Origin of the sequence: Arthrobacter sp. PAMC25284, assembly GCF_019443425.1 — a bacterium.
GTDB lineage: Bacteria > Actinomycetota > Actinomycetes > Actinomycetales > Micrococcaceae > Arthrobacter > Arthrobacter oryzae_A.
The window spans coordinates 1082023-1102270 of sequence record NZ_CP080382.1 but is presented as its reverse complement, the minus strand read 5'-3'; the positions used below and the strand labels follow the sequence as shown (position 1 = coordinate 1102270).

Sequence of the window (20248 nt, the reverse complement as noted above, 5' to 3'; positions counted from 1 at the left end):
CGGTTGTGCGCAGCGGTCCCGGCTCGGACCAGCCGCCGTTCATTTCCCTTGATGTGCACAACTCTGCCAACGCGCTGATCGCGAAGCTTGACCTCGTATATGACGCGGCCATGGGTACTTGTGCTGACCCGAAGCCATTTGCAATTCTCGACTCCGTGGACCTTGACATTCCGCAAAAGCCCAACAAGGTGAAGGAGTTTTCGGAGTACAAGGGTTTGCCCTGGGGGCCGTCCCGCTTCACGTACACAATCATCGAAGGCGACAGCGTCTTCGGCAGCGTTGCGTTGTCCGAGGACCGTTCCGTGAAGGAGCCGCTCATCTGCACCTACACCAATGGCATCATTGCCCCGACTGGCGTGCCGTTCGCCTATTTCGGCGACGTGAATTACCTCGAAGCCGATGGATCCAACGCCCCGCTGGCATTCGATTCCGTCGCCGAGGCGAAGGCCTACATGACGACGCAGGACTACCTGGACCTGAAGAGGATGCTCATCTCGCTGGAGCTGTGGCCAATGAAATAGCGCCAGCCGCACATGACGGCGGGCCGGTCACCTCGAAGGGTGGCCGGCCCGCCGCTATGTCTCCTGGCGGCAGGAAGTTACGGCAGGTGCCGTTCGTCGGCGCCGTTGTATTCACTCAGGGGCCGGATCAGGGAGTTCGACTCCTGCTGTTCCATGATGTGCGCGGTCCAGCCGGTGATGCGGCTGGCGACGAACAGCGGGGTGAACGTGGCCGTGTCGAAGCCCATGAGGTGATAGGTGGGGCCGGCGGGGTAGTCGAGGTTGGGTTTGATCGCCTTGGCCTCCTCCATCGCTGACTCGAGTCCGTTGTAGAGTCCGAGCAGTTCGGGCCTGCCGTAGTGGGCGATCATTTTGTCCAGGGCCGCTTTCATGGTGGGCACCCGGGAGTCGCCGTGTTTGTAGACGCGGTGCCCGAAGCCCATGACCTTCTTCTTCTGGGCGAGGGCGTCTACCATCCAGGCCTTGGCACGGGTGGCAGCTTCTTCGAGCGATTCTTCGGAGCGGATGCCGATTTCGTCGAAGGTGTGCATGACGGCTTCGTTGGCGCCGCCGTGCAGGGGGCCCTTGAGTGCGCCGATCGCACCGGTAACGGCGGAGTGCAGGTCCGAGAGGGTGGAGGTGATGACGCGGGCGGTGAAGGTGGAGGCGTTGAAGGAGTGTTCGGCGTAGAGGATCATTGAGACGTTGAAGGCGTCGACGACTTCGGGGACCTGTTCCTCGCCGAAGGCCATCCACAGGAAGTTCGCGGAGTAGCCCAGGTCGTTGCGGGGTTCGATGAGGTCCTGTCCGTGGCGGCGGCGCTGGTCGTAGGCGACCACGGCGGGCATCGCGGCGAACAGGTCGATGGCTTTGGCCAGGTTGGCCTCGCGGGAGGAGTCTTCGGTCAGCGGGTGCCGGGCGCCCATGACGGAGGCTGCGGTGCGGCAGACGTCCATCGGGTGGGCGGTGGTGGGGATGGTGTCGATGACTTGTTTGACCACCGGGTCGAGGGCGCGTCCGGCCCGTTCCCTGGCGGTAAATTCGTCCAGCTGCCCGGGCGTCGGCAGTTCGCCGTTCCAGAGCAGGTAGGCGACCTCCTCGAAGCTGCAGCCAGCGGCCAGCTCCTGGACGGGGTAGCCGCGGTAGAGCAGTGAGTTGGTGTCCGAGTTGACCTTGGAGACCGCGGTGTAATCCACCACGACGCCGGCAAGACCCTTCTTGATGCCTTCATCAGCCATGCTGAAACTCCTTCGTTCCTTGTCGCCTGTTGTGCCGGCAGGAGCCGGAAATCTGTGGGGTCCACTGACCGGGAACCCGGAGCGAGCTGCGGGCCTGTATCGGTTCCACAGTACGCTCAGCAGCCCCCCGGCACCACGGACCCGAAGCCGCGGGATCGCGTCCGTAGGCCGGTCGCCGTCGCCCGTACCGGGCCATGCAAAAGCCGCGCGCAGGTGGCAATTGCTAGGTCGTGGCCGTCTGCGCCGACGTGATCGCTTCCATGGCGCGGTCCGTGACCTCGTCCATGGCGCCGATCCCGTCAACCCGGGCAAGGATGCCGCGGCCGGCGTACTTCGCGACGACCGCCTCCGTCTGGTCGTAGTACAGGTCAAGGCGGTGCCGGATGACGTCCTCCGTGTCGTCGCTGCGGCCGGTCTCCTTCGCACGGCCGAGCAGCCGGCTCACGAGTTCCTCGTTGTCGCCCGTGAGTTGCAGGACAACGTCCAGTGTCTGCTCGTCCGCGGCGAGGAGCTCATCGAGGTAGTCGACCTGCGCCGTGTTGCGCGGGTAGCCGTCCAGCAGGAAACCGTTCCCGACATCGTCCTCGCCCAGACGGTCACGGACCATCTTGTTGGTTATGCGGTCCGGCACGAAATTTCCGGCGTCCATGTACTTTTCGGCTTCCGCCCCCAGGGGGGTCCCGCCCTTGACGTTGGTACGGAAGATGTCGCCGGTGGAGATCGCCACGATTCCCAGGCGTTCCGAAATGTGTTCCGCCTGGGTGCCCTTGCCGGAACCGGGAGGTCCAATAATTATCATTCTCGTCATCGTAAGATACCTTTCGTCGGTGGTGTGCCGGCCTGGGGCCGGACGCCTGCGGGAGCTACTGGCCGGGAATGCGGAAATTGAAGACCCCTGTGTCAAAGCGGTTGTACGCCTCGTAATCGACGAGGTCGTACAACCTCGCGCGGGTCAGCATGCTGGAAACCTGAGCCTCCTGGGTGCCGTCGGCCTGGATGGCTTCGAGGACCCGCTCTGCGGCCCCCATGGCACTGCGGAGCAGCGTGACGGGATAGATCACCATGTTGACACCGGCGCCCGCCAGCTCATCCACCGTGAACAGGGCGCTCTGGCCGAATTCGGTCATGTTGGCCAGGATCGGCACGTCGACGGCGTCGCGGATCGCCTGGAATTCGCTGAGGTCCTTCATGGCCTCGGGGAAGATCGCGTCTGCGCCGGCGTCCACGAGTGCCCGGGCGCGGTCCTGCGCGGCCTGGAGCCCGTCCGTGGCGCGGATGTCGGTCCGGGCCATGATCAGGAAGTTCGGGTCCCGGCGTGCGTCGGCGGCCGCACGGATGCGTTTGGTGGCCGTGTCCACGTCCACCACGTTCTTACCGTCCAGATGGCCGCACCGCTTCGGATTGAACTGGTCCTCGATGTGGCAGCCGGCCAGGCCTGCGTTCTCGAGTTCCTGCACGCTCCGGGCGACGTTCATCGGCTCGCCGAAGCCGGTGTCGGCGTCCACGATGCAGGGCAGTTCCGTCATCCGCGCGATTTGCCCGGCGCGGGTGGCCACCTCGGTCAGGGTGGTCAGCCCGATGTCTGGCAAGCCCAGGTCATTGGCCAGGACGGCGCCGGAAATATAGACGCCGGCGAAGCCTTTTTCCTCGATCAGCCGTGCCGAAAGCGGATTGAACGCGCCCGGGAACTGGGCGATGGTGCCGGAGGCGAGGATCTCGCGGAACCGGAGCCGTTTCTGCTCGGGGGTGGTATGGGAGTACAGCATCAGAACAGGCCCTTCGGTGCGGCCGCGAAGTCGATCACGCCGTCGGCGGCCTGGATGTTGAGCTGGTCCAGTTCGCCGGCGGCGAGTTCGGGCAACCGTGCGGCGGCGGCCAGGAAGCGCTCGATTTCGTCGTCGGCGACCAGCCCGGCGGCGAGGGTGCGGAACTTCTGCACGTATTGGTCGCGGGCGAACGGCCGGGCGCCAAGGGGGTGCGCGTCCGCTACGGCGATCGAATCGGTAATGACGGTGCCGTCCGTCAGGGTGATCTCCACCGAGCCGCCAAAGGCCTTCTCCGAAATGTCGAGGGAGTGGTAGCGTCGCGTCCATTCCGGGTCCTCGACCGTCGTGACCTTGTGCCACAACGCGACAGTGTCGGCCCGCCCGGCCCGCCCGGGGGAGTAGGAATCGACGTGGTGCCAGGAACCGTCCTGCAGGGCGACCGTGAAGATGTACGGGATCGAGTGGTCAAGGGTCTCGCGGCTGGCCGTGGGATCGTACTTTTGCGGGTCGTTGGCGCCGGAGCCGATCACGTAGTGGGTGTGGTGGCTGGTCTTGATCAGCACGGAAGCCACGTTGGCCGGGTCCGTGGCCTCAGGGTGTTCACCGTGGAGCTTACGGGCCAGGTCGATCCATGCCTGAGCCTGGTATTCGGCGGAGTGTTCCTTCGTATAGGTGTCGAGGATGGCGCGCTTGGCTTCGCCGGCTTCGGGCAGCGGCACCTGGTAGGAGGCGTCCGGGCCGTCCAGCATCCAGGCGATGACGCCGTCCTCGCCCTCGTAGATCGGCACGGGCGAGGTCTGGCCGCGCATGGCGCGGTCCGCGGCTTCCACAGCCATCTTGCCGGCGAACGCCGGGGCGTGCGCCTTCCAGGTCGAAATCTCACCCTTGCGGGACTGCCGGGTCGCGGTGGTGGTGTGCAGCGCCTGGCCGACGGACTGGAAGATGGTCTCGACGTCGAGGCCCAGCAGCGTCCCGATGCCGGCGGCGGCGGCGGGGCCCAGGTGGGCGACGTGGTCAATCTTGTGCTTGTGCAGGCAGATGGCCTTGACGAGGTTGACCTGGATTTCATAGCCGGTGGCGATGCCGCGGATGAGGTCGTGGCCGGTCGCGCCAACGTGCTGGGCTACGGCGAGGAGCGGCGGGATGTTGTCTCCCGGGTGGGAGTAGTCCGCGGCCAGGAAGGTGTCGTGGTAGTCCAGTTCGCGGACGGCGACGCCGTTGGCCCAGGCTGCCCATTCCGGGGAGACGCGCTCGCCGATGCCGAACACCATCGAGCCCTTGCCTCCGGTGGTGGGGCCGTGGGTGAGGGCCTGGGCCCGGGCCGCGACGATCGGGGCGCGGTTCAGCGAGGCGATCGCCACGGAGGCATTGTCGATGATCCGGTTGATGACCATGTCGGTGACGTCAGCGGTGACGTCCACCGGATCAGCGGCGACCCTGGCGATCTTGTAGGCCAGCTGGTCCTCGCGGGGCAGATTTTCCTCGCTCTTGTAAACGCGGACGTGGTGTTCCTTAACCATGGTGCTCCTTCAGTGAGGCGTTTGCGTGGCTTTGACGTGGGAAAGACTGCGGTGCAGGTGAAGCGTGGTGGCGGCCTCAGCCAGCCGGGGATTGCCGGCAGCGATTGCCTCGGCGATCGCTGCGTGCTCGGCCGCAGCGGCGGTGAGCCGTGCGGCGTCGTCGGCGGCCAGGCGGCGGACGCGTACGAGGTGGACGCGCAGGCTGCGCATGGCCTGGACGAGGTACGCATTGGTGATCGCGGAATCGATCGCCGAATCCAGCCGCCCGACCAGACCGTAATAGTCCTGCAGGGCCGGTTCCTTGCCGCCGATCAGTTCCGGGGCCTGGAGCAGCTCGCGACGGAGCTGTTCGAAGGTCGCAGGATCGCCGCGCTCGGCGGCCAGGGCAGCGGCCTTCCCTTCAAGGGTTTCGCGCAGCTCGAACAGCTCATCGATGTCGTCAAGGGAGATGTCGGTGACGACGACGCCGCGGCCACCCGCCGTTGTGGTCAGTCCCTCCGCGGTCAGCCGGCTGAGCGCCTCCCGCAGCGGCGTCCGCGAGATCCCCAACCGTTCGGACTGCTCGACTTCGGCCAGCACCGTACCGGGTGCCAGCCGCCACTCGATGATGTCTTCACGCAGGGCCGCATAGGCCTTGTCGCTGGCGCGCATCCTGCCTCCTTCGCCAATTGCCCTCAGTGTATACATTCATGGGCATTTTTGGAAGCAAGTCGCCAATATTCGGCACAAATCCGGCTCTCTGTATACAGGAACTCTTGTGTTGGCCATCTCCCGGAGCTACCATGAGCCCATCACAACGTCGTGGACAGGATCCAGGGTATGGTCGCCAGGAACTACCAGAACAGCTACGAACGCAGCCTGAATGAGCCTGACGGCTTCTGGCTCGACGCCGCAGACAAAATCTCATGGTCCACCCCACCGCGTCTGGCACTTGACGCCAGCCGCGCCCCGCTATACGGCTGGTTCCCGGACGGGGCCATGAACACCTCCTATAACGCCCTGGACCGCCACGTCGCGGCAGGACGCGGCGGGCAGGACGCGCTGATCTACGACTCCGCCATGCTGGGAACCCAACAGCGCTTCAGCTACGCCGAACTCACCGCCCTCGTCGCGCGGTTCGCAGGCGTCCTGCGCAGCCACGGCGTCGGCAAGGGCGACCGCGTGGTCATCTACATGCCGATGATCCCGGAGGCCGCCATCGCGATGCTGGCCACAGCCCGGCTCGGCGCCGTGCATTCGGTGGTCTTCGGCGGCTTTGCGCCCAAGGAACTCGCCGCCCGGATCCGGGACGCTGCACCTGCCGCAGTGGTCACGGCTTCGGGCGGAATCGAGCCGTCCCGCAGGATCGAATACCTCCCTGCCGTAGCGGAAGCCCTCGCGCTCGCAGGAACACCGGAGACGCCCGTGCTCGTCAAGGCCCGGGAGGGATTTGCCGCGCAAGCCGCCGACCATGCCGGCTGGCTCGACTGGGAGACGGAAATGGCCGCCGCCACGCCCGCAGCACCGGTCGACGTGCAGGCGACGGATCCGCTCTACATCCTCTACACCTCAGGCACCACCGGGGCCCCGAAAGGCGTGGTTCGGGACAACGGCGGCTATGCCGTGGCCCTGAACTGGACCATGGACAACATCTACGACATCGGTCCCGGAGACGTTATGTGGACGGCGTCCGACGTCGGCTGGGTGGTGGGGCATTCCTACATCGTGTACGGGCCGCTCCTTGCCGGCGCCACGACCGTCCTCTACGAAGGCAAGCCCGTGGGCACTCCCGACGCCGGGGCCTTCTGGCGCGTGATCCGGGATCACCGGGTCAACGTGCTGTTCACCGCGCCCACCGCCCTGCGCGCCATCAGGAAAGCGGACCCGGAAGCGGCGCTGCTCCAGGACTACGACACCTCCAGCCTGCGGACCCTGTTCGCCGCAGGCGAGCGGCTGGATACCGACACGTTCCACTGGGCCTCCCGGATCCTGGGCGTCCCGGTAGTGGACCACTGGTGGCAGACCGAGACCGGCTGGGCGATCTGCGCCAACCCCCGCGGACTCGACCAGCTGCCGATCAAGGCCGGATCGCCCAGCGTGCCGATGCCGGGGTACAGGTTGAGTGTCGTCGACGGCATGGGCGGGGACGTCGACGCCGGCACAGAAGGCAACATCGTCCTCGGCCTGCCCTTGCCGCCGGGTACCCTGACGACGCTCTGGGGCAACGACGAACGCTACGTCTCTTCCTACCTGGCAGCATTCGATGGCTACTACGCCACCGGGGACTCGGGCTACCGGGACGAGGACGGCTACCTGTTCGTGATGGGACGGACGGATGACATCATCAACGTCGCAGGGCACCGGCTATCGACCGGTGCGATGGAACAAGTGCTCGGCCAGCACCCTGCCGTCGCGGAATGCGCGGTGATCGGCCTCGCGGACCCGCTGAAAGGCCAGCGGCCCAGCGGCTACGTGGTCCTCAAGTCGGGGGTCGACGTGACCGGCGAGGACCTGGGTAGGGAGCTCATCGCGATGGTCCGGCGGGACATCGGGGCAGTCGCGGACTTCAAGCACGTCACCGTGGTGGAGGCGCTGCCAAAGACGCGTTCGGGAAAAATCCTGCGCAAGACCATGCGCCAGATCGCTGACGGAGACGAGTACGTGGTGCCGTCCACGATTGAAGACGCCGGCGTGATCGATCAGCTCATCGGGGTGTTGCGGCCCGCGGCGGGGGAGTAACCGGGGGAGTAACCGCCGCCCTTGCCTCCGCGGTCCCCGCCGTTTCGACGGTTCCGCGCCCGGACGACGTCGGCGCGCGTCGAGTGCGCACGAACCCGTCGAAACGGACGGCCCGGTCCGCCCCTACGACGCGGGCCGGCTCAGCCGGTATTCGTTCTCCGGCCGGCCGGGCGCTCCGTAACGGGCTGTCCGGGACACGATGCCGGCGTCGGCGAGGTATTCGAGGTAGCGCCGGGCCGTCACCCGGGACATGCCGAGCGCGTCCATGACCTCGCTGGCCGAAACGGCACCGGTCCGGCTGGCGAGGAAACTTTGCACGGACTCAAGGGTGCCGGCGGAGAGCCCCTTGGGCAGTGGCAGTTCCGACGGAGTCCGCAGGCTCGCGAACGCCTGGTCCACGTCGCTTTGCGACGTCACGGCGCCCGCGGCCGCTGTCGCTGACGAGGCCAGCTGGTCCCGGAAGAGCCGGTATTTGGAAAGCTTGTCCTCGAAGGTGGCGAAGGTGAACGGCTTGATCAGGTACTGGACGACGCCGGTTGCCACCGCACCGCGGACGATCGCCAGGTCTCGGACGGCGGTGATGGCGATAATATCCGCGAGGAAGCCGGCGGCGCGCATCCGGCGGGCGATATCCAGTCCGTGAAGGTCAGGGAGATTCATGTCCAGGAGTACGAGCTCCACAGGCTCGCCGGCCGCCGCGAATTCCGTCATCAGCCGCAGGGCCGACTGACCGTCCGGCGCGGACCCGGCCAGCGTGAAGCCATCCAACCGGCCGATATAGGCGGCGTGCGCGGCCGCAGCAATGGGTTCGTCTTCGACGACCAGGACGCGGATGCCGCTCATGGCTGAAGCTCCGCCGTCGCCGGCTGCCCTGCCCCGGCCGCCCGGTCCGTCCGGCCCGGCGGCGCCAGCGGAAGCCTGACCCTGAACAGGGCACCGGACGGGCTGGTGATACTCATGGTTCCGCCGAGCCGGTGCACGGCCTGCCGGACCAAGGCCAACCCGAGTCCACGGCCCGCAGGACCGGCGGCCTTGGTGCTGAAGCCGTAGCGGAAGAGCTCCTCCACCGCAGCCGGGTCGATCCCGGGGCCGCTGTCCTCCACCATGATTTCCAGCTCCCCGCCGGAGGCATGGACCGTCAGTTCAACGAGCTTGGGCGCGGGGGCCGCCGCCGCGGCGTCGATGGCGTTATCCAGGAGATTGCCCACGATGGCGACGAGATCCTGAACAGCCAGCCCGCTGGGGGCGGCGGAACCGGCCGCGTTGAGGGTCAGTTCGACACCGAGTTCATTGGCCTGGGCGGTCTTGCCCATGATCAACGCGCTCAGGACCGGTTCTTCGATGGAACCTACGACGTCGTCCGTCAGCCGCTGGCTGAGGTCGAGATCGCGGGTGGCGAAATCCAGTGCCTCCGCGCCGCGACCGAGCTCCATCAGCGACACGATCGTGTGGAGCCGGTTGGCGTGCTCGTGGGTCTGTGCCCGAAGGGCTTCGGACAGTGTGCGCATGGTTGCGAGTTCGCTGCCCAGGGACTCAATTTCCGTGCGGTCGCGAAGCGTCGCCACGGTGCCGAATACCGCCGGCCGCCGCCCGCCGGGCCCGGGTTCCGGTCCCAGTGCCGGTCCCTGGTTCACCACGAGGATCCGGGAGTCCGTCAGATGGAGTTCGTCGTGCGCGGTCCGACCGGATTCAAAGAGTTCCTTCAAGCTCGCATCGAGCGGAAGTTCTGCCAGCGATGGTGCCGGCTGGACGTTGAGGGTCCCTGCTGCCGGGGTGGAGCCGCCCGGCGTCCATCCGCCGGCGTCATTGTGCCGGACCAGGGCCCAGGAGGTCGGCGGCCTGATTGTTGTACATCACCACCGCGCCTTTGGGATCGATCAGGATCACGCCCTCCCGGACGGAATGAAGGACCGATTCGTAATAGGCGAACAGCTGGGCAAGCTGTTCGGGCCCCCAGCCGCGGGTCACCCGGCCCAGGTAGCGGCCCAGCAGCCACGAGGCAGCCGAACCACCTGCCAGCAATGCCAGCCCGATCCCGAGCAGGGCCGGCAGCCTTCCGAGGACCGCGACATCGACTGTATTGATCGTGACGCCTGCAGCGACGAGGGCGCGCACAGTTCCATCGTCGGCCTTCACCGGGACAATCGTGCGGACCGAGGGGCCGAGAGTCCCCGCGGTGACCTCGGTGTAGTTTTCGCCTTGGAGTGCCTCGTCGATGGAACCTATGTAGGGCCTGCCGAGTTCCTCGTCGCGTGGATGCGTCCAGCGCGTCCGGTCCGTGGCCATGATGGTGACGAAGTCCGCGTCGGCGTCGGCCATGACCTTCAGGGCATATGACTGCAGCAGGGCTGACGGATCCGGTGCGGACGCGGCGTCCAGGACGAGGGGATTGTCGGCCACGGCGGACGCGATAGCCGCCATCCGCTGGCCTGCCTCGTCGTAAGCCTGATCGCGGGCATCGACGAACGTGGCGGTGCCGAGCAGCGCGGTGAGCGCCAGCACGAAGAGCAGGTGTGCGACGAAAAGCCGGCGCGCGATGCTCCAGGGGTGAATCATGAGCGCCTCCTGCGACCAATATGAACAGAACGGTGATGCACGTCACCGTGTCATCAATGATGGATATCACACCGGACCGACGCGGTCGGCTCAGAACCGGAACCCCGTCTTACAGACTATCCACAAGGAGAAAACCATGGCCTCTCAACGAGGAGGGTCGGCTGCGCAGGGCACCAAGCGCCGCAAGGGACTCGACAAGTCCCATTATCTCTATATCGCTGTTATCGTGGCCGTTGTCCTCGGCGCCTTGGTCGGGCTAATGTTCCCGGAGGCCGGCAAGTCCCTGAAGCCGTTGGGCGAAGGCTTCATCAAACTCATCAAAATGATGATCGCGCCGATCATCTTCTGCACGATTGTGCTGGGCATCGGCTCGATCGCCAAGGCGGCCACAGTCGGCAAGGTCGGCGGTCTTGCAATGGGCTACTTCGTCATCATGTCCACCTTCGCGCTGGCCATCGGTCTCGTCGTCGGGAACCTGATCCACCCGGGCGAGGGGCTCAAGCTCGCCCCCTATGACCCGACCAAGAAGGCTGCCACGGACAGCACAGTCGACTTCCTGCTGGGCATCATCCCGTCCGATATCCCCGTGCTGCCGACTCTCTTCGCGGCGATCCTGGTCGGCTTCGCCCTCCAGAAAATGGGCCCTCAGGGCGCCCCGATCCTCAAGGCCATCAGCCATGCACAGGTCCTCGTGTTCCGGATCCTCATCATGATCATGTGGGTGGCGCCCGTCGGTGCCTTCGGCGCAATCGCCGCCGTAGTCGGCGCCACCGGCGTCCAGGCCATCGTCAGCATGGCCACCCTGATGATTGCCTTCTACATCACCTGTGCCATGTTCATTGTGGTGATCCTGGGCGGTCTCCTTAAGGTTGTCACCGGCGTCAACATCTTCCGGCTGATGAAGTACCTCGGCCGCGAATACCTGCTGATCTTCTCCACGTCCTCGTCCGAAGCCGCCCTGCCTCGGCTCATCGCCAAGATGGAGCACCTCGGCATCTCCAAACCGGTCGTCGGCGTCACCGTCCCCACCGGCTACTCCTTCAACCTCGACGGCACGGCCATCTACCTGACCATGGCGTCGCTGTTCGTGGCCAACGCCATGGGCACTCCGCTGGACCTCGGCGCCCAGATTTCCCTGCTGATCTTTATGATCATTGCCTCGAAGGGCGCTGCCGGCGTCACCGGTGCCGGCCTGGCCACCCTGGCCGCAGGTCTCCAGGCACATGCACCGCAACTGATGGGCGGCGTCGGCATGATCGTGGGCATCGACCGGTTCATGTCCGAGGCGCGGGCGCTGACGAACTTCACCGGCAACGCCGTTGCCACGGTCCTGATCGGAACCTGGGTCAAGGAGATCGACGGCCGCCAGCTCGAACGGGTCCTCTCGGGCGCCGAACCGTTCAACGAGCAGACCATGATCGCGGGTCACGCAGCTCCCACGGATGACCACACCGAAGTCCCGGCCGTCGTGGCACCGAAGCAGCCGGTACCGGTCAACGCCTGACGCCGGAGCGTGGAGCTTTCCGCACGGACGGGTCCACCTGCTGTAACACTGATGCCCGGGAGCGACGCTTCCGGGCATCAGTGTTCTCCGGGTACGCCATCCTTGGACTTCTACTGGAAGGTCAAGGCTTGACGCCGGGCTGTTACCAAGGTTCGCGCAATACGGTGCCGGGCGCTGTAACCTTGGTGAGGAACAGGATCGGCGCTGGCACTCCAGCAGCAGGACATCATCGTCATCGAAAGTGTGGATAGATACGTGAGTAGCGAACAGGGTTCAGCAACTCTGGAAGGCACCGGACTCGATCTGGAAGATTCGGTCATGGGTCCCACCGGACGTCCCCAACGCGACTTCCCCGAGCCCGCGCCGCTGTCCGCGCACGGTCCCGCGCGGGTCATCGCGATGGTCAACCAGAAGGGCGGAGTCGGGAAGACCACCTCGACCATCAACCTTGCAGCCGCACTGGCCGAATACGGCCGCCGCGTCCTCGTTGTCGACTTCGATCCGCAGGGCGCCCTTTCGGCGGGCCTGGGCACAAACCCCCACGAGCTTGACCTCACGGTTTACAACGTGCTGATGGACCGCAAGGTCGACATCCGCGACGCCATCCAGAAGACCGGCGTCGAGGGCGTTGACCTGCTGCCCGCCAACATCGACCTTTCCGCCGCTGAGGTGCAGCTCGTGAACGAGGTCGCCCGCGAACAGGTCCTGGACCGGGCCCTGAAAAAGGTCGAGGACGATTATGACGTTGTCCTGATCGACTGCCAGCCTTCGCTCGGCCTCCTGACCGTGAACGCCCTGACCGCCGCCCACGGTGTCATCATCCCGCTGATCTGCGAGTTCTTTGCGCTGCGCGCGGTGGCCCTGCTCGTGGAAACCATCGACAAGGTCCAGGACCGCCTGAACCCCAGGCTGCAGGTCGACGGCGTGCTAGCCACAATGTACGACGCCCGCACCCTGCATGGCCGCGAGGTGATTGCCCGCCTCGTGGAGGCTTTCGGTGACACGGTCTTTGAAACTGTCATCAAGCGGTCCATCAAATTTGCTGACGCCACAGTGGCGGCCGAGCCCATCACCGCGTACGCCGGCAACCACGCCGGGGCCGATGCGTACCGCAGCCTTGCCAAGGAGCTCATTTCACGCGGCGGCGCACCCTAGGCAGGCCCGTGACAGGAGCAGACATTCCAGCGGTTGAGTCCGCCGGGCCGGCGGAGGCCAAGAAGCCCGGATTCGAGGTGCGGCTCGCCAATTTCACGGGCCCGTTCGATCTTCTGCTGGCCCTGATTTCCAAACATCAGTTGGACATCACCGAAGTTTCCCTTGCCACGGTCACCGATGAATTCATCAAGTACATCAGGCGCCTGCAGCAACTGGGCGCGGAGTGGGCGCTCGATGAGGCCAGCGAATTCCTGGTCATCGCCGCCACGCTGCTGGACCTCAAAGCCGCCCGGCTCCTGCCGGCCGGCGAAGTCGAGGACGACGAGGACATTGCCCGGCTGGAGGCCCGGGATCTGCTGTTCGCCCGGCTGCTCCAGTACCGGGCCTTCAAACAAGTTGCCGGGATGATCGGATCCACCCTGGACCTGGAATCCGGACGCTACCCCCGCCAGGTTGCCTTGGAAGGACATTTCGCCGCACTGCTGCCCGAACTGCTGTGGCGGCACACCCCACAACAGTTCGCGGCCCTGGCCGAAACGGCCCTGAAGCCCAAGGAGTCAGCCCCCATGGAGGTGGCACTGGTCCACCTCCATGGCGGCAGCCCGGTCAGCGTCAGGGAGCAGGCCGAACTGCTCGGTCTCCGGCTGCGGCAGGGGACACCGCTAAGTTTCCGGGCACTGACCGCCGACGCCGAATCGGCGCTCGTGGTGGTGGCCCGGTTCCTTGCCCTGCTGGAGATGTTCCGGGACCGCGCCGTGGGCTTTGAGCAGTTGCTGCCCCTTGGCGATTTGACCGTCCGCTGGATGGCCGATGCGGATGGTTGGAGCAGCGAAAACCTCAGCGAAGACTATGGCCCGACGGACCAACCGAAGGAGCAGACGTGAACGACGTGGGTGGACCGGAGCGTGGCGCGCAGCGTCCCGGAGCGGCCCCGGCGACCGGTCCGGATGTCACGGCACTCCCGGGCGGCGGACGCGCGGCCCTCGAGGCCGTGCTGATGGTAATCGACGAGCCCGCCACGGCCGTGGCCCTCGCAGCCGGCCTGAACCTGACGGTCGACGTCGTCGAGTCCCTGCTGGCGGATCTGCAGCGGGAGTATAACGGCTATACTGTTAATGCCCCGGATGCGGACGCTGCCAGCACGACCGGCAGCAGTGCCGCCCCCCGGGGTTTTGAATTGCGGAAGATCGCCGGAGGCTGGCGGATCTACTCCCGTGCGGAATTTGCCGATATCGTCGGCGGATTCGTGCTGGAAGGACAGACAGCCAGGCTGACGCAGGCGGCGCTCGAAACGCTCGCCGTTATCGCTTACCGCCAGCCCGTGTCACGGGCAAGGGTGTCTGCAATTCGAGGAGTTAACGTTGACTCTGTTGTGCGGACGCTGACCCAGCGGGGGCTGATCGAGGATTCGGGACATGATCCCGAATCCGGGGCCATCCTGTACCGCACGACGTCGTATTTCCTGGAGCGCATGGGAATCGGCTCGGTGGCTGAGTTGCCGCAACTTTCACCCCATCTTCCGGGGCTGGAAGGGATCGATGAGTTCTACGACGCAGGAAGAATGTAGGCAGGTCAACTGTCTGCGCACGAGTATCCACCAGGGCGGATCCATTACGCCCGGCTGGCGGTGATGTCGGGAGACATGCCACGCCGGCCACCACTACGAAGGACGGGTCATGACACAGGCGGGACGCCAGGGTTCACCACGTAACAGTTCGGGACGCAACAGCGCCGGACGAAATTCCGCGCAGGGCGGCGCGCCGCGCGGCGGCAACCGCACCGGGGGAGCGGGCCAGCGCCCCTTCTCCAGCGACTTCACCAAGGGCGACCGCCCTTTTAAGCATCCCAAGCCCCGCGAAGAGGCATTCATCGATCCGGACCTGGCAGCTGACGGTACGCCCGCAGCCCGTCCGGCCGCCGGCGGCTGGAAGTCCGGCGCCCCCGCCGGCAAAACCGGCGCAGCCAAGGCAGGCGCCCGCAAACCCGGCGCCCGGAAGCCCGGATTCGGCAAGGAGCCCGGTACGCCCGGGGCGCTTAAGCCCAAGCCGCGCACCGGTGCCGCCAAGGCCGCCGGCCCCCCGCGCTTTCGGCAGCGAACGTTTCGGCCAGAACCTCGGTCCGGTCCGCAAGCCGTCCCGGAACCGCGGGCCGCGCCGCGATGTGCCGCAATCAGATCTGCACGACTCCGACGGCATCCGGCTTCAGAAGGTCATGGCTTCGGCCGGCGTCGCCTCGCGGCGCGTCTGCGAGGAAATGATCGCCGAAGGCCGCGTTGAGGTAGACGGGCAGGTCGTCACCGAGCTCGGCGTGCGGATCGACCCCAAGGCAGCGGTCATCCACGTCGACGGTCTCCGCATCCAGCTGGACGAGAACATGGTCTACATGGTGTTCAACAAGCCCAAGGGCGTTGTCTCCACCATGGAGGACCCGGACGGCCGCCCGTGCATCAGCGACTTCGTGCGCAGCACCAACCGCGGCGAACGGCTCTTCCATGTGGGCCGGCTTGATGTCGCCACCGAAGGCATGCTGCTGCTGACCAACGACGGCGAACTCGCCAACCGGCTGACGCACCCGTCCTATGAGGTTCCCAAGACTTACCTGGTCCAGGTCCGTGGGCCGTTCCCGCAGGGCATCGGTGCCGAGCTCAAGGCCGGCGTCGAACTGGAGGACGGCATCGCCTCCGTGGACTCCTTCAAGCTGGTCGACTCGACCCCGGGCCACGTGCTCATCGAGGTCATCCTTCACTCGGGTAAGAACCGGATCGTCCGGCGGCTCTTCGACGCCGTGGGCTTCCCCGTGCTGAGGCTCGTCCGCGTCAAGGTCGGCCCTATCGGCCTCGGCGATCAGCGCCAGGGCAGCATCCGCAACCTCGGCAAGCAGGAAGTCGGCCACCTGCTGGCATCTGTGGGGCTGTAACCCGTGTCCGCCTTTCGCACCCAGGGCCGGGGCCACCTGAACGGTCCGGTGTTGGTCGTGGGAACAGGGCTCCTCGGCACCAGCATCGGGCTGGGGTTACGGGGCCGCGGAGTGGCCGTGTACCTCTCCGACCCGTCGCCCACCAACCAGGCCGTCGCCGTTGATATCGGCGCGGGCCTGCCGTTGGCGCGCCTCGAGGGGGAGCAGCCGGAACTCGTTGTCGTCGCCGCACCGCCGGACGTCACCGCTGATGTGGTGGCGAAAGCACTCGCCGACTACCCGGACGCCGTCGTCATCGATATCGCCAGCGTGAAAGCAGGCATCCTTGCCGAACTTCGCGACCGCGGCGCTGACCTTGGCCGCTACGTCGGGACGCACCCGATGGCCGGTCGCGAAAAATCCGGTCCGGTCGCTGCGCGCGGCGAGCTGTTCACATCCATGCCCTGGGTCCTTTGCCCCGCCGAAGAAACGCTGGCCGGCTCCCTGCGGACTGCACGCGCGCTGGCCACGGACCTTGGTGCCGTCGTCTCCGAATTCGGTGCCGACGAACACGACGAAGCCGTGGCCCTCGTCTCGCACCTGCCCCAGGTTATGTCTTCCCTTCTGGCCAGCCGACTGCAGGGCACTCCGCCGCACGCACTCTCGCTGGCGGGAAACGGCCTGCGCGACGTCACCCGGATTGCTGCGAGCGATCCGACGCTCTGGGTCCAGATCCTCGGCGGGAACGCGGCAAAGGTGGTCGGGATCCTGCAAGGGGTCCGGGAAGACCTCAACCGGTTGATCGGCACCCTCGAGAATCCGACGGCGCCCGGCGCACGGCTTGATCTCGCCCAGCTGATCAGCGAAGGAAACGCCGGTCAGTCCCGGATTCCGGGCAAGCACGGCGGACCGCCGCAGGCATACTCCTGGCTGACGGTCCTGGTGGATGACACGCCGGGACAGATCGCACGGCTCCTGACGGAGATCGGCGAAATTGGCGTCAACCTGGAGGACCTCCGGCTGGATCATTCCTCCGGACAAAACGTCGGCATGGTGGAACTTTCCGTCCTGCCCAACAAGCACGACCTCCTCATAGAAGCCCTCAACGACCGTGGATGGCGGGTACTCCAGTAATGACCCAGGAACTGATCGAATCTGTGGACGTTGTCCGCCCCGGACGGCCCCTTGTCGTCGCGATTGACGGACCCTCAGGGTCAGGTAAATCCAGCGTCAGCAAGGAGGTGGCACGCCGGCTGCGGTTGGCCTACCTCGACACGGGAGCCATGTACCGGGCCCTGACCTGGTACTGCCTGGAATCGGGTATTGACCTCTCGGACGCGTCGGCCGTTGAAGCCGCGTCGGAGAGCTTTCCGCTGGAGGTCAGCACCAGCCCGCTGGAGGAATTCGTCCGCGTTGGCGGAGTCGACGTCACCCAGGCAATCCGCAAGCCGTCGATCTCGGCCGCAGTCAGCTCCGTCGCCACGACCCTCGGCGCGAGGACTGAGCTGATCCGCCGGCAGCGTGAACTCATCGACCAGCACCACCGCCGCATGGTGGTGGAAGGCCGGGACATCACCACCGTCGTGGTGCCGCAGGCAGAAGTGCGGATGCTGCTGACAGCCAGCGAGGAGGCCCCGGCTGCGCCGCCGCGGCATTCAGCTCGGCGGCAGCCAGACGGCCGAGCAGCTCGCCGCCCAGGTCACGCAACGCGATGCCAAGGACTCCACGGTGGTGAACTTCACAAGGGCCGCCGATGGCGTCGTCACTCTGGACTCCTCCGACCTGGACTTCGAAGAAACCGTCTCCGCCGCGCTCGAGATCGTCGACAGCATCATCAACCACCGGGCTGTCGCGCGTGACTGAGGGGCGCGCGGACGCTGTTCCAGTCCTGCCGGCCCGCTGGACCACCTTGTGGAGCCGCCCCGTGGGCTGGACGCTGGACCATGTCCTGTACCGGACCTCGGTGACCGGGCGGGCCAACGTCCCGGCGGCCGGCCCGGTCATCTTCGCCGGCAACCACATCAGCCTCCTGGACGGGCCGGTGATGTTCGGCGCCGCACCGCGGGCCATGCACATTCTCGTCAAGAAAGAGATGTTCGCCGGGTTCCTGGGGCGGGTGCTCAGCGCATCCGGCCAGCTCCCGGTCGACCGCAGCGGTGACCGCCGGGCACTGGCCACCGCGAAGAGCCTGCTCGACGCCGGCCGGTGCGTCGGGATCCTGCCCGAAGGAACCCGGGGGAGCGGCGAGGCAGCCGCGATCAACAACGGCGTCGCCTGGCTGGCGCTCCACACAGGAGCCACTGTTGTTCCGGTCTCCATCCTCGGCACCAGGATCGGCACCGAGCATGTCGACGTGGTGCCGCGGCTGCGCCGGCGGTTCCACGTCAGTTTTGGTGCGGCCCTCAATATCAGCCGCAGACCCGGCGAGACCGGGCGTGTTTCAATGGACAGGGCGGGAACCGAAATCCGTGCCGCGCTGGCGCGCCATGTCCAGGATTCAATCGAACGAACCGGGCAACCGCTGCCCGCCGCGGATTCCCCGCACGAACGTCATAACGCAGTAGCCGGGACGCCGGCAGATCACCACCTAAGGAAAGTGCAATGAGCGATACGACTCAAACCTCCGGCAAATTTGGCGCCGGCGAAGACGAATACACGCCCACCGGCACGGACCAGGTGGCCGAGAACCTTGCCGCCCTGGACGATGACGAGGCGGAGCTCCGTGCGGCCTCTCTCCGGGCAGGCCTCGACGACTACGAGCTGGACGAGGAGGACGCCGCACTCCTGAGCGGTGACTACGACGATGAGGACTTCGACGGTCCCGTCAAGCTCGATCCGGTTCTCGCCATCATCGGCCGGCCCAACGTCGGCAAGTCCACGCTGGTGAACCGTATTCTCGGCCGCCGCGAGGCAGTCGTGGAAGACACCCCCGGCGTCACCCGCGACAGGGTGATGTACTCAGCCACCTGGAACGGCCGGAACTTCACGGTTGTTGATACCGGTGGCTGGGAGCACGACGCCCGCGGCATCCACGCCCGCGTCGCCGAGCAGGCAGAAATGGCTGTCGAACTCGCCGACGCCGTACTGTTCGTTGTCGACTCCGCCGTGGGCGCGACGGCCACCGACGAGGGCGTTATGAAGATGCTCCGCAAGTCCAAAAAGCCGGTCATCATGGTGGCCAACAAGGTGGACGACTTCGCGCAGGAAGCAGATTCGGCAACTCTCTGGGGCCTCGGCTTCGGCGAGCCGTACCCGGTCTCGGCCCTGCACGGCCGGGGCGTCGCGGACCTCCTGGACCACGTTATGGACACGCTTCCCGAGTTCTCCACGATCGAAGGCCTGGAGCGCTCCGGCGGTCCGCGCCGCATCGCCCTGATCGGGCGTCCGAACGTGGGCAAGTCCTCGCTGTTGAACAAGCTGGCCGGTTCGGAGCGGGTTGTCGTGGACAACACCGCCGGCACCACCCGTGACCCGGTGGATGAGTTCATCGAACTCGGCGGCCGCACCTGGCGCTTCGTGGACACCGCCGGTATCCGCCGCCGCCAGCACATGGCACAGGGCGCGGACTTCTACGCCTCGCTGCGTACCCAGAGCGCCCTCGAGAAGGCGGAAGTCGCCGTCGTGCTCCTCGCGGTGGACGAAGTGCTCAGCGAGCAGGATGTCCGAATCCTCCAGCTGGCCATCGAATCCGGCCGTGCACTGGTTCTCGCATTCAATAAGTGGGACCTGCTCGACGACGAACGCCGGAGCTACCTGGAACGGGAGATCGAACAGGACCTGGCGCACGTTGCCTGGGCGCCGCGGGTTAATATCTCGGCCAAGACCGGCTGGCACAAGGACCGGCTTGTCCCGGCCCTGGACATCGCCCTGGAAAGCTGGGACCGGCGAATCCCCACCGGACGGCTCAATGCCTTCCTGGGCGAGCTCGTGGCTGCCCACCCGCACCCGGTCCGCGGCGGCAAGCAGCCCCGCATCCTGTTCGGCACCCAGGCCCTCCAGCCGGCCGCCGAAGTTCGTGCTGTTCACCACCGGATTCCTCGACCCGGGCTACCGCCGTTTCATCACCCGCCGACTCCGCGAAACCTTTGGTTTTGAGGGAACGCCGATCGAGGTCAACATGCGTGTGCGTGAAAAGCGTGGCAAGAAACGTTAATTCGGACACACCGGGCCGGTGGCACTGCCAAGTGTCACCGGCACCCTCCGGAATCGTGTAAGCTTTTGGAGGTGGTTCGGCCGGACTGCTTGGAGGGAAATGCTGGAGAAATACCAGGATGACTTCGAAGCGGAGAACGGCGGGACCAGCGGGCTGTAGCGCAGCTTGGTAGCGCACCTGACTGGGGGTCAGGGGGTCGCAGGTTCAAATCCTGTCAGCCCGACCTTAATGAAAACCCCGCCA

Annotated in this window: 13 protein-coding genes, 1 tRNA gene and 5 pseudogenes; 12 read left to right on the top strand and 7 right to left on the bottom strand. The window is 66.2% G+C overall.

Features of this window, described 5'->3' with window-relative positions; translation table 11 throughout:
- The first annotated feature begins 5 nt into the window (after window positions 1-5).
- Window positions 6-521, top strand: coding sequence for a hypothetical protein (locus tag KY499_RS05185; protein WP_219886371.1), 516 nt, complete (start codon window positions 6-8; stop codon window positions 519-521).
- Window positions 522-598: 77 nt separating this feature from the next.
- On the opposite strand, the gene KY499_RS05180 is transcribed toward KY499_RS05185, so the two are convergent.
- The 5 genes and pseudogenes from KY499_RS05180 to KY499_RS05160 form a co-directional block, all read right to left on the bottom strand.
- The gene (locus KY499_RS05180; RefSeq protein ID WP_123256289.1) at window positions 599-1738 is read right to left on the bottom strand and encodes a bifunctional 2-methylcitrate synthase/citrate synthase; all 1140 of its coding nucleotides are present in this window, start codon (window positions 1736-1738) and stop codon (window positions 599-601) included.
- A 223-nt stretch (window positions 1739-1961) separates the two neighbouring features.
- Window positions 1962-2537, bottom strand: coding sequence for an adenylate kinase (locus KY499_RS05175; RefSeq protein WP_183164576.1), 576 nt, complete (start codon window positions 2535-2537; stop codon window positions 1962-1964).
- A gap of 64 nt (window positions 2538-2601) precedes the next feature.
- The gene (prpB, locus tag KY499_RS05170) at window positions 2602-3504 is read right to left on the bottom strand and encodes a methylisocitrate lyase (RefSeq protein ID WP_123256291.1); all 903 of its coding nucleotides are present in this window, start codon (window positions 3502-3504) and stop codon (window positions 2602-2604) included.
- Window positions 3504-5024, bottom strand: a complete 1521-nt coding sequence (locus KY499_RS05165) for an MmgE/PrpD family protein (RefSeq protein ID WP_123256292.1) — start codon at window positions 5022-5024, stop codon at window positions 3504-3506. The genes prpB and KY499_RS05165 overlap by 1 nt, the downstream gene beginning before the upstream one ends.
- A pseudogene (locus tag KY499_RS05160) lies at window positions 5017-5675 on the bottom strand (GntR family transcriptional regulator). The gene KY499_RS05165 and the pseudogene KY499_RS05160 overlap by 8 nt, the downstream one beginning before the upstream one ends.
- A 168-nt stretch (window positions 5676-5843) precedes the next feature.
- Between KY499_RS05160 and KY499_RS05155 the strand changes: the two are divergent.
- Window positions 5844-7742: a propionyl-CoA synthetase gene (locus KY499_RS05155; RefSeq protein ID WP_123256294.1), complete on the top strand. Its 1899-nt coding sequence runs from the start codon at window positions 5844-5846 to the stop codon at window positions 7740-7742.
- A 123-nt stretch (window positions 7743-7865) separates the two neighbouring features.
- Here KY499_RS05155 and KY499_RS05150 read toward each other — a convergent pair whose 3' ends face one another.
- Together KY499_RS05150 and KY499_RS18715 are read right to left on the bottom strand one after the other, a co-directional pair.
- The gene (locus tag KY499_RS05150) at window positions 7866-8585 is read right to left on the bottom strand and encodes a response regulator (RefSeq protein ID WP_123256295.1); all 720 of its coding nucleotides are present in this window, start codon (window positions 8583-8585) and stop codon (window positions 7866-7868) included.
- Window positions 8582-10298 (bottom strand): annotated as a pseudogene (locus KY499_RS18715) (ATP-binding protein). The gene KY499_RS05150 and the pseudogene KY499_RS18715 overlap by 4 nt, the downstream one beginning before the upstream one ends.
- Window positions 10299-10434: 136 nt before the next feature.
- On the opposite strand from KY499_RS18715, the gene KY499_RS05140 reads away from it, so the two are divergent.
- The 10 genes and pseudogenes from KY499_RS05140 (at window position 10435) to KY499_RS05095 (ending at window position 20228) form a co-directional block, all read left to right on the top strand.
- Window positions 10435-11802 (top strand): cation:dicarboxylate symporter family transporter, encoded by a 1368-nt coding sequence (locus KY499_RS05140; RefSeq protein ID WP_123256297.1) that lies wholly within the window; start codon window positions 10435-10437, stop codon window positions 11800-11802.
- Window positions 11803-12057: 255 nt separating this feature from the next.
- The gene (locus tag KY499_RS05135; protein ID WP_123256298.1) at window positions 12058-12957 is read left to right on the top strand and encodes a ParA family protein; all 900 of its coding nucleotides are present in this window, start codon (window positions 12058-12060) and stop codon (window positions 12955-12957) included.
- Between the two features lie 8 nt (window positions 12958-12965).
- Window positions 12966-13841 (top strand): ScpA family protein, encoded by an 876-nt coding sequence (locus KY499_RS05130; RefSeq protein WP_219886370.1) that lies wholly within the window; start codon window positions 12966-12968, stop codon window positions 13839-13841.
- Window positions 13842-13954: 113 nt separating this feature from the next.
- Window positions 13955-14524 (top strand): SMC-Scp complex subunit ScpB, encoded by a 570-nt coding sequence (locus KY499_RS05125; RefSeq protein WP_308813099.1) that lies wholly within the window; start codon window positions 13955-13957, stop codon window positions 14522-14524.
- 109 nt (window positions 14525-14633) lie between these two features.
- A pseudogene (locus KY499_RS05120) lies at window positions 14634-15873 on the top strand (pseudouridine synthase).
- Window positions 15874-15876: 3 nt separating this feature from the next.
- A complete protein-coding gene (locus tag KY499_RS05115) occupies window positions 15877-16986 on the top strand; it encodes a prephenate dehydrogenase (RefSeq protein ID WP_123256301.1) in 1110 nt (369 codons plus the stop codon).
- Window positions 16986-17715 (top strand): annotated as a pseudogene (cmk, locus tag KY499_RS05110) ((d)CMP kinase). The gene KY499_RS05115 and the pseudogene cmk overlap by 1 nt, the downstream one beginning before the upstream one ends.
- Before the next feature lie 61 nt (window positions 17716-17776).
- Window positions 17777-18457 (top strand): 1-acyl-sn-glycerol-3-phosphate acyltransferase, encoded by a 681-nt coding sequence (locus KY499_RS05105; protein ID WP_123256303.1) that lies wholly within the window; start codon window positions 17777-17779, stop codon window positions 18455-18457.
- Window positions 18454-20005, top strand: a pseudogene (gene der, locus KY499_RS05100) (ribosome biogenesis GTPase Der). The gene KY499_RS05105 and the pseudogene der overlap by 4 nt, the downstream one beginning before the upstream one ends.
- 149 nt (window positions 20006-20154) lie before the next feature.
- Window positions 20155-20228: transfer RNA gene (locus tag KY499_RS05095), tRNA-Pro, on the top strand.
- Window positions 20229-20248: the final 20 nt, after the last annotated feature.